Here is a 10577-nt window from a genome sequence, read left to right on the forward strand (position 1 = left end):
AGAGATCTGGTGATCATGCCGGAGGGGTTCCACCCGTTCCCATATCGAACACGGAAGTTAAGACCTCCAGGGCCGAGAATACTTGGGGCATAGCCCCTGGGAAAGTAGGTCATCGCCAGGTAAACAAACGATAGACTGCCGATAGGCAGTCTATCTGTGTTTCATGAAAGTAAAGGTTAAGTTAAAGTAAATATAATAAGTGTTTAGGGAAGAAGTCCGGGGCTCCACCCGTTCGATCCACGCTGCAGGAGAATGCGTAACGGGACGCAACGTGGCGAAAAGCTCGTCCGCTTTTCGTATATCGAACACGGAAGTTAAGACCTCCAGGGCCGAGAATACTTGGGGCATTGCCCCTGGGAAAGTAGGTCATCGCCAGGTAACAAGCGACAGACTGCCAAAAGGCAGTCTGTCTGTGTTTATGAAAGAAATGAAAGATCCCTACCGGGGTTCCACCCGTTCGGATCCACATTGCTGGAGAATGTGTCACAAGTCGCAATGTGGCGAAAACCTCATCCGGTTTTCGTCACGCTGCCAAGAATGAAATATCTATTAAATTCGCTGATCAATAACGAAGAAATCGTTCTATATCCAAAATTATTATATAATGCAAATACAGATTTTTTGATAGCAAAGCAATTATATTACATTATTGAGAATAAGTTAAAGGGGATTTTTCATCTGGGAGCAGAGGATGTAGTTAATCATAAAGGTTTTTATAATGAATTAATACTAGGGTTGGGTTTTAATAATGCAAGGATTCAAGAAAACTTTGAGGAAGAAGGGTATTTTGCACTTTTATCAGAGAGACATGATGAATTCCCTGGACGGTTAAGATTAATGAATAAGTCGGTAATTAGTTATTTAATCAATTGAAGGTTTAATTCATATGTTATGTCGCATTCTACTAATGTAGCCTCGCAGTCAAATTCTAATTGGATTATTCTTTAACCGTGAAGTAACATGACTTTGCTTAAGAGCAATCATGCGCCAAAAACGCCTTAACTTAAGGGCGTTTTTTGTTTTACACGGCTGTTCTGTAGTTGGGAGTGTAGTGATGCAGACAGCAATCCACTGCAACAGTTGTTTAAAGGCAACTTGCTTTAGAAAAACTAAAAACTATACAAGCTTAAAGGTTTCGCATAAAAGAAATAATGGCCGCGTTAACCTCTTGAGGTCTTTCTTGCTGAATCCAATGCCCACAACCGGGAAGGATGATTGTCTGACGGAGCAGTGGTACAAGAGTAGGCATCTCCGAAATTATTTGCTTCATCCCGGGGATACTGAGGCCGACATCGCGTTCACCCGTCATAAATAATGCGGGTATAACTACCTTTATTCCGTTGAAACAAGATAGCAATTCCGAGTTGCGATCAAGGTTACGATAATAATTCAAGCCTCCACGAAACCCAGATGCGGTGAATGCCTCAGTGTAGATGTCCAAGTCGGCTTCCGTAAGCCAGGAAGGTAATGGAGGGGTAGGCAATTGCGCGAGCAAACCACTGCTCCGCGAAACCATTCCGAAGGGATTCGGAGTACCATCATTCTCGTTACGAGGTCCCGCATCTCCGGAAGCTGCAAAGAGTAGGCTATTCATTGTGGAGCGGACATCATGTTCAAACTCCATCTCTGCGGCTCCGGGTGTTTGGAAGTACAGAGTATAGAATAATTCATCCTCATTCTGCGGAAAGATTTTAGTTGGTGGAATCGGTGGTTGGTTCATCATTGGTACGCATAATCCAATCACCCCGCGGAATCGGTCTGGTCTTAATATGGCCGCATGCCATGCTAGCGTTGCGCCCCAATCGTTGCCAACTATTACGGCCTTTTCAGCGTCTAAAGAGTCGAGCAATCCGACTATATCGCCAACTAGATGAAGAAGTGTATATTGTTCGATCTCTTCCGGTCGCTCTGTCCTGCCGTAACCACGCAAATCAGGTGCTACAACATGGAACCCAGCTTCCGCCAGCACAGGAATTTGGTGCCGCCATGAATACCAGGTTTCAGGAAACCCATGGCATAGCAAGACAAGTGGTCCTTCACCTTGTTCAGCTATATGCATCTGAATATTATTGGCTCTAATAATACGGTGTTTTATATCAATCATTGAGCTTCTCCTTCCTACGCTTGGCGGGGAAATGTTCTTATGTAAGTTTTATTTCCATTGCGTAATTATGCATTTATTTATTTTTATCAGGCGTTACGGAGATCATCCTATCGAGTTGGTAGACATCAGCAGCGATATCGGCTAAGGTTATCATCGCGAGACGTCTATCAAGGAAACGATTTGCTTCTGCCACAGCCTCATCTAGAGCGAGATGAACCGCTTTTTCGATGAGACAGCCGGGGCTTTCATCGTGCGGCGTTGGGACGGTGAATATCCGTTCGTCAAGAGCGCGTTGAACCTCCTCTAAGCTTATTTTGTTAAGGGGTTTGGCTAGTCGCCAACCGCCGCCGTGCCCCTTCAACGATGAGACGATTTGCGCCTCGCGCAAGCCTGCGAACGTGCGACGGATTACTACCGCATTAGTACCGACGCAAGAAGCCATCTCTTCTGATGTCATAGCTTCGTTAGGTCGCTCGGCCATGTGAAGTAGAACGTGTAGAGCAACAGATAAACGTTTGTTTCTTTTCATGTAACTTATAATATTACATGAGATTAAAGAAGTCAATTCTATGACACTCTTCCGCTGACGTAACGTTTGGGAACACAATTAAAGGTTTGGACAATAAAGTTTCTTTGTCTATCTCACAAAGCTGAAAAGCGAAAACTTATTATAACCTTAGAAGTAACGGAAAAATGACCGGAGCAAGAACGATGGTTGCTAGCCCAGCAAAGATCATTGCGAGACTTGCAATCGTACCCTCGAGAGAACCTAATGATAAGGCGGCGGATGTTCCGCAGCCATGTGCTCCCGTTCCCAATAAAACTCCCTTAGCTATCGGCGAGCGAAGGTGGAGAAAACGGATTACCAGTGGGCCGATAACAAGCCCCATTAAGCCGGTGAAAATAACGAAGACTGCAGTAAGGGAAGGGATACCACCTAAGTTATTGGAAACATCAATAGCAATTGGAGTTGTAACCGAACGGGGGGCTAAACTCAGGATAATCTGAGGTTCAAAATTAGCGCCCAGCCCCAGCAGGGCAGAAGACAAAAATGCAGAGAGAGTACCTACTAATACACTGAGAATGATTTCTGGGAAATACTTTTTTAATAATTCATAGTGTTTATACAATGGTAAAGCAAAGGCTACAATTGCAGGTTGTAAAAGTATGCTCAACCATTTTCCGCCGATAATATAGCTTGAATAGGAAATATGAAGTGTTAGTAAACCAATTACTAATGCCGCAGGTGCAATTAATAAGGGTGAGAATAGCACAAATCGAATACGACCATATAAAGCCTTTGAACAATAATAGAAGATAATGGTGAGAACTACACTTATGAATCCTACAAATTCACTCATAATGCCTTTCCTCCTTTTCTAGTTATCATTTCTGCGGTAAGGCCACTGCTTACCATGACAGTCACTGTGCTAATTAAGATGATGAGGAATAGATCAAGACCTTCACGGTGGAGAAATTGCATGTATTGCATTATTGCTACGACTGATGGAATAAAGAACAAAAGCAATTCAGCAAGCAACCAGTTACCGCCGATGACAACCCAGTTATACGGAAAGATCCCGAGGCGCAAAAGAATAAATAATATGCCCATACCAATAAGACTTCCGGGAAAGTTTAGGTGCAATACTTTACCTAAGAAACTTCCAACTAATGAAAAGATATAGAGAATACCTATTTGAATTAATGCTAGAAAAATCCGCCTTAGTTTGAACATCTTTGTTATTTTAAGTACTTTTTTCATCGCTAACAACCTCTTGTTTCATTTGCTTGTGGTTAAGTTAATTTATGTAACAAGTATATAGCGACGAGTTTTATGTGTGAAATACATATATAGAATATGAATAATTCCGTTTGTCTATAAATAAAAATACCAACGGGAGGATATAGCGATGGATATTCCGGATATTCCTGAAAGGCCGCTTTAAAATGTGATATTTAAGGAAGCTAGATATTTCAAATGGAAACATAGTTACACATTTTAACATAAACTTCTTACATATGTTTGCCTTTTTGCCTTTGACAAGAACATATGTTTTGGATTATAGTGTTGATAAGATATTTATGAAATTAAAAATTGGAGGGGATAAACATCGATATTTATGACAAATTGATGATTTTATCAGACTCGGCTAAATATGATGTAGCGTGTACCTCCAGCGGTGTTGATAGGCGAGGGAAACAAGGGAGCATAGGAAGTGCTGCAAATGCGGGTATTTGTCATAGTTTTGCGGCTGATGGACGTTGTATTTCGTTACTAAAAGTTTTAATGACGAATATCTGTATCTATGATTGCAAATATTGTATAAATCGCACCTCAAATGATACCAAAAGAACGGCATTTACTCCTAGTGAGCTGGCAGAACTAACGGTCAATTTTTATCGAAGGAACTATATTGAAGGATTGTTTCTTAGCTCCGGAGTAATTAAAAGCCCTAATTATACTATGGAGCAAATGATCAAGGCATTAACACTGCTGCGTGAAGTTTATCACTTTAATGGATATATCCATGTTAAAACTATACCTGGAGCGGACAGTGAGTTCGTTACTCGCTTGGGGCTTTTAGCTGATCGTATGAGCGTTAATATCGAATTGCCATCCCAAGAAAGTTTGAAGCTGTTAGCCCCGAATAAGACAAAGGATTCCATATTACGGCCTATGGGGTTTATTAGTCATAAGATCCAAGAGAATGGCTCAGATCTTGTGAAATTTCGACATGCTTCAAAGTTTGTACCCGCAGGGCAGAGCACACAGCTGATTGTTGGTGCGACGCCTGATACGGATCATAAGATCCTAATCTTAAGCGAAGGACTCTATAAAAAATATCGTCTGAAAAGGGTTTTTTATTCTGCGTATATACCGGTTGCGGAACATACTCTGTTACCATCTGTAGACACAAAACCTCCTCTTTTACGTGAACATCGTCTTTACCAGGCTGATTGGCTGTTAAGATTTTATGGCTTTGAAGCCAATGAACTGCTTGATGAGCAAACCCCAAATTTCAATTTGCAAGTTGACCCTAAGTGTAATTGGGCAATTAATCATCTGGAACAGTTCCCTATTGAAATAAATAAAGCGCCTTATGAGATGCTTTTGCGTGTTCCGGGAATAGGAGTAACCAGCGCTATGCGTATTTTAACGGCAAGGAGAAGTAGTTTAATTGATTTTGATGGACTCAAGAAGATGGGTGTTGTACTAAAACGCGCACAGTATTTTATTACTTGTAAGGGAAAAGTTATGAATCGACTAAAGATACCATCAGATAGTTCTTTGAGAACGTTGATGTCCGATCAGCCTAAATTATTAACCGGTTTTGCGGAACAACTCTCATTTTTTCCCGATCCTCCTATGACGAGAGAGGAAGTGAGTCAGTGTTTGACAGAGCAGAGATAGTTTATGAATATGATGGGAGTTTCGAAGGGTTGATGTGCTGCGTTTTTGAAAGCTTTGCTCTCAAGGAGGTCCCAAGTGCTATCCGAACTCCCAGTGATCAGCAAAGCCTTTTTGATACAGCGAAATGGATTGAGACGGACATCAACAAGTCGGATCGGGTCTATAAATCGATTGCAGCAAAAATCTCAGTTCAAGCGCAGGAATTGGTTACGCTGGGTTTTTGGACAAATGCTCCCCAGAAGGAACTATTAATCTATTATTTTTTACGCTTAGGCTATACACACGGGAGCAAGGTTATGTCGATGCTTACAGATGATACTGTTAGTACCTTGCAAAAAGCCGTCCGTCATTTGACGTCAGAAAGTCATAAGTTCAAGGGATTCGTACGATTTGCTGTTTATGATAAGGTTATGGTGGCAGTAATTGAACCTAAAAATTTCGTATTGCCTCTTATTTCTGATCATTTCTGTGATAGGTTTTGCAATGAGTCGTTTATGATTTATGATAAAACACATAAGATGGCTTTAGTTTATCAGGGGCAGGAAGCAAAGCTGATTTATGTCGATGAATTAACGTTACCTGAAGTTGATAAATCGGAAGTTGAGTATCGTCGCCTTTGGAAGCAATTTTATCAAACCATCGCTATTGAAGAGCGATATAATCCGAAATGCCGTATGACACTAATGCCGAAGAGGTATTGGGGACATTTAACGGAAATGGAGGAGTATAGGGAACTACATAATGTAAGTGAGAAACAGCGAAATCTGAGTAAACATGCTATCAGATCTTATGAGCCTCAACGGTTGCCCTAGATTTTGTTCATTGGTGATGTCCTCCAACAGCTACAGAAATGTTGGGGGTTTTCTTATTGCTGAGGGACATTCACCCCAATGTCATGGATTACCATGAGCATACGAAGGTCGTGGCGTAATTATTAGTCACATTAGTACAGAATGTACTTTAGGGTTTCGGGAATAAGACCTTAATCTTATTTTTTTTGCTATAATAGATAGAAGAGTTATCCTTTTAAGGAGTTGTTCAAAGTGCTCATAGAAACGGCGCTTAGAGTATTGCGGAAGTATTTTGGCTATACTCAATTTCGGGATGGTCAGCAAAAAGTGATAGAGAGTCTGCTTAAGGGCAGGGATACGCTGGCAATAATGCCCACAGGTGCAGGTAAATCCTTAGCCTATCAAGTTCCTGCTTTAATTTTTCAGGGAACCACCTTGGTTATCTCACCGTTAATTTCTTTAATGAAGGACCAGGTTGACGCTCTCCAGCAATTTGGAGTTTCAGCGACCTTTATAAATAGTTCCTTATCCCTCGGTGAAGTAAGGGCCCGAATAGAGCGAGTCCTTCACGGAGACTATAAACTACTATATATTGCTCCGGAACGATTAGAATCGGAGAACTTTCGTATGCTCTTGAAATCTCTGAATGTTTCTTTTTTGGCAATTGATGAGGCCCATTGTGTTTCACAATGGGGACATGATTTTCGGCCAAGCTACATTCAATTGGGATCTTTTGTGAACTCTCTGCCCCAAAAGCCGCTGATTGGTGCCTTTACGGCAACCGCAACCGAGGCGGTTCAGAGAGATATTGTTCGTTTGCTCCAGCTTGATAACCCTAATGTTTATGTGACAGGCTTTGATCGGCCTAATTTGTCGTTTACAACTCTTCGGGGAGAGAACAAAAAGGCATTTATTTTAGACTATGTACAGGCACATAGGGATCAATCAGGAATAATTTATGCTGGAACCCGGAAAGAAGTGGATCATCTCCAGGCTTTTTTGACGAAACATAGGCTAAAGGCCGGAAAATACCATGCTGGGATGAGTGACGACGAGCGTAAAAAGAGCCAAGAGGATTTTCTTTTTGATGAAACTCTGATTATGGTGGCTACTAACGCTTTTGGAATGGGTATCGATAAATCTAATGTTCGTTATGTAATCCATTACAATATGCCAAAAAATATGGAGGCCTATTATCAAGAGGCTGGGCGTGCGGGACGGGATGGAGAACCGGGGGAGTGTATTTTACTGTTTTCGCCTCAAGACGTTGTTCTGCAAAGATTTCTCATCGAACAAAGTGTATTAAATCCTGAGCGGAAATTAAATGAGCATAAAAAGCTTCAAGGAATGGTGGATTATTGTCATACCCCTCGTTGTTTGAGGAAAACTATTTTAGAATACTTCGGGGAAGAAGAAGTTCCGAACCATTGTGAAAATTGTAGTAATTGTAATGATACGCGTGAGATAGTTGATATTACATTAGATGCGCAGAAAATATTCTCTTGTATTTATCGGATGAGAGAACGCTTTGGGATTGGCATGGTTGCAGAAGTACTGAAGGGATCACGTAAAGCGAAGATTATTGAACTAAATTTCGATAAGCTTTCTACGCATGGACTTTTAAAGGATATGTCACTTCAGGAAATAAAAGATCTTATCAATTATTTAGTCGCTGAGAGTTATTTGCAATTATCGACAGGAGAGTATCCAGTATTGAACCTTATGCCTTCCGCAGTTTCTGTCATAAAAGGTGAGACAAAAGTTATGAAAAAAGTGTCTCCACAACCTTCCCACGATGTCGTGGAGGAGGTCAGTCTCTTCGATCGGCTTCGGGCACTGCGAAAAGAATTAGCAGCACAAGAGAACTTGCCTCCCTATATGATTTTCGCTGATAGCACCTTGCGGGAAATGTCCCAGGTTTGCCCGTCAAATCCTAGGGAGATGATTCGAATCAGTGGAGTTGGGGAACGGAAATTAGAAAAGTATGGAGATGAATTCTTGAATGCAATTGCTGATTTTATGGGAGCTTCCAAACCCAAAAGGAACAGCTTGCTTTTCTTGACCGCAGAGAGCAGCATGGACACATCGGCAAAACAATCCAGCAAGGCAACAAATATTAATTTAGCGATAACAGATATGTCAAAGGATAAACTTCCTAGTCATGTCCAAACGCTGCTCTTGTATCAAGAAGGGTATTCTATTGCAGAAATAGGGAAGGTTAGGAAAATAACAGAATTAACGGTACAGAATCACCTTGTGCGCTGTGGTCTGGAGGGACATGCTGTACCTTGGGACGACTTTATTCCCGTTGCTCAGGAACCTTTGATTTTAGAAGCAGCCCAAAAAGCTGGTCGCGAAAAATTACGTCCAATAAAAGATTTGCTTTCCGATGATATTGAATGGTTTACGATAAGGGCAGTCTTGGAGAAACATCGAGAATTGAATTAAGGATTGAACTGTTGAAGATCTTTGAAACTAAATTTTATACGGTTCGGTTCCAGAAGGAGTTATTTTTTAATGCATAGTTCGGATCAAAATCACGCAAGAGAAAATGCTAAGACAAATCGCAAAGTTACATTAGCTTGTATTATGTTAGCGATGTTTATGGCAGCCATTGAAGCGACGATAGTAGCTACAGCGATTCCAAGTATTGTAGGTGATTTAGGCGGGTTTTCAAAGTTCAGCTGGGTGTTTTCGGCATTTCTCTTAGCGCAGGCGGTAACAATCCCGATCTATGGAAAATTGGCTGATTTGTATGGCCGAAAACCTATCTTTTCATTTGGGGTTATTGTTTTTTTAATAGGTTCATTACTTTGTGGGTTAGCCAAAAGCATGAATATGCTCATACTCTTTCGTTTAATCCAGGGTGTTGGGGCAGGTGCCGTTCAACCGATTGCCACGACTATTGTTGGGGACATTTTTGATATCTCAGAACGTGCTCGTATTCAAGGGTATCTTTCAAGCGTTTGGGGGGTATCCTCAATTATTGGCCCAGCTTTAGGTGCTTTTTTTGTACAATATGTTCGTTGGTCTTGGATATTCTGGATAAATATTCCGATAGGCCTGTTTTCTATGATAGGAATATGGCTTTTCCTTAAAGAGACTGTACATGCTCAAGAACATAAAATTGATTATTTAGGATCGGCTTTGATATTTACTACAATCAGTGCCTTAATGGTTATTTTTATCCAAGCAGGAACAGTTTGGCCAATGACTTCAGCACCGATTCTTATATTAACCGGAATTGTCATTCTTGGCATCTTGTTATTCATTTTACAAGAGAAGAGGGCTATTGAACCCATTATGCCTTTGTGGATTTGGAAACATTCACTGATTCTTGTATCAAATTTAGCCACGTTAACTACAGGTGTTGTCATTATCGGATTATCATCATTTTTACCAACCTATATCCAAGGAGTCATGAATAAAACTCCATTAATTGCGGGTTTTGCACTTGCTTTTATGTCCATGGGCTGGGTCGTTGCGGCGACTCTTTCCGGCAGAATAATGTTTAAATATGGGTTCCGTAATGTTGTTATAGTCGGTGCAATTTGGGCCGTGATTGGTTCAATGTTTTTTGTAACGCTGCAGCCAGATAAGGGCTGGCTTTGGGCTGGAGCGGGTTCAGCAATTATAGGTATAGGTATGGGCCTTGCAAGGACCGTTTTTATTGTCGGAATTCAGAACAGTGTTGATTGGAAAATGCGCGGTGTAGCTACAGCTTCGAATATGTTTATGAATATATTAGGCAACACTATGGGGGCGGCACTTTTAGGCGGCATCTTGAATCTGAAATTGCTGAATTTTCTACGGAGCAGCGGTAAAGGAGGGGGCCTGCAATTAGATGTTATTAACATCCTGCTTGACCCAGTTAAAAGAGGAGCTTTACCACAGAGCGAATTGAAATTACTTACCTCAGGGCTTTCCTTATCATTGCATAATGTTTTTTGGGGTCTACTGATATTTTCTGTTTTGAGTTTTGGTTTAGCCATATTATTTTCCAAGGCGATCAAATCATAACAAGACTTGGCTGATAGAAAAGTCTTATTTGACGTTACTTGCATAGTTGTGGATATGGTGTTCGAATCAAAAGTGATATGTTTAAATTGACAATGAATCATGTGAAATAAATAAAAGCAAAAGAGTAATAAAAAAGTGTTGACATAGTTAAGGAAGAAGTGGTATTATAACAAAGCGCTCGAGAACAGCGCCTTTTAAATCCTCTCAAACCTGTTGCTTGAAGAAAATAGTTGTTGACAGTATTAAGAGA

The 10577-nt window shown here is 40.9% G+C and carries 9 protein-coding genes and 1 rRNA gene; 6 read left to right on the plus strand and 4 right to left on the minus strand.

From position 1 onward, the window contains the following. Positions 1-5 precede the first annotated feature (5 nt). Together rrf and B5Y67_RS06445 are read left to right on the plus strand one after the other, a co-directional pair. Positions 6-121, plus strand: a 5S ribosomal RNA gene (gene rrf, locus B5Y67_RS06440). A gap of 359 nt (positions 122-480) precedes the next feature. Beyond that, positions 481-873 carry a hypothetical protein gene (locus tag B5Y67_RS06445; protein WP_140419062.1) on the plus strand — a complete coding sequence of 131 codons (393 nt, stop codon included), beginning with the start codon at positions 481-483 and terminating at the stop codon, positions 871-873. Between the two features lie 253 nt (positions 874-1126). On the opposite strand, the gene B5Y67_RS06450 is transcribed toward B5Y67_RS06445, so the two are convergent. From B5Y67_RS06450 to B5Y67_RS06465, 4 genes are all read right to left on the minus strand, one after another. Beyond that, positions 1127-2059 (minus strand): alpha/beta hydrolase, encoded by a 933-nt coding sequence (locus B5Y67_RS06450; protein WP_242975889.1) that lies wholly within the window; start codon positions 2057-2059, stop codon positions 1127-1129. 118 nt (positions 2060-2177) lie between these two features. After that, positions 2178-2669: an Rrf2 family transcriptional regulator gene (locus B5Y67_RS06455; protein WP_207652405.1), complete on the minus strand. Its 492-nt coding sequence runs from the start codon at positions 2667-2669 to the stop codon at positions 2178-2180. A gap of 103 nt (positions 2670-2772) precedes the next feature. Continuing rightward, a complete protein-coding gene (locus B5Y67_RS06460) occupies positions 2773-3465 on the minus strand; it encodes an LrgB family protein (RefSeq protein WP_088225682.1) in 693 nt (230 codons plus the stop codon). Further along, a complete protein-coding gene (locus B5Y67_RS06465; RefSeq protein ID WP_088225683.1) occupies positions 3462-3866 on the minus strand; it encodes a CidA/LrgA family holin-like protein in 405 nt (134 codons plus the stop codon). The genes B5Y67_RS06460 and B5Y67_RS06465 overlap by 4 nt, the downstream gene beginning before the upstream one ends. A 348-nt stretch (positions 3867-4214) precedes the next feature. Here B5Y67_RS06465 and B5Y67_RS06470 point away from each other — a divergent pair, with 348 nt between their 5' ends. The 4 genes from B5Y67_RS06470 to B5Y67_RS06485 all read left to right on the plus strand — a co-directional run bounded on the left by B5Y67_RS06470 (position 4215) and on the right by B5Y67_RS06485 (position 10327). Then, positions 4215-5516 carry a putative DNA modification/repair radical SAM protein gene (locus B5Y67_RS06470; protein ID WP_088225688.1) on the plus strand — a complete coding sequence of 434 codons (1302 nt, stop codon included), beginning with the start codon at positions 4215-4217 and terminating at the stop codon, positions 5514-5516. After that, entirely contained in the window at positions 5495-6328 is an 834-nt protein-coding gene (locus tag B5Y67_RS06475) for a TIGR03915 family putative DNA repair protein (RefSeq protein ID WP_088225684.1), read from the plus strand. Before B5Y67_RS06470 ends, B5Y67_RS06475 begins: the two co-directional genes overlap by 22 nt. Before the next feature lie 231 nt (positions 6329-6559). Continuing rightward, on the plus strand, positions 6560-8755 hold the full coding sequence (gene recQ, locus B5Y67_RS06480; RefSeq protein WP_088225685.1) for a DNA helicase RecQ: 2196 nt from the start codon (positions 6560-6562) through the stop codon (positions 8753-8755). 69 nt (positions 8756-8824) lie between these two features. Continuing rightward, a complete protein-coding gene (locus B5Y67_RS06485) occupies positions 8825-10327 on the plus strand; it encodes an MDR family MFS transporter (RefSeq protein WP_088225686.1) in 1503 nt (500 codons plus the stop codon). The last annotated feature ends 250 nt before the right edge of the window (positions 10328-10577 follow it).

Source organism: Desulfosporosinus sp. FKB, assembly GCF_002196705.1.
Taxonomy (GTDB): Bacteria; Bacillota; Desulfitobacteriia; order Desulfitobacteriales; family Desulfitobacteriaceae; genus Desulfosporosinus.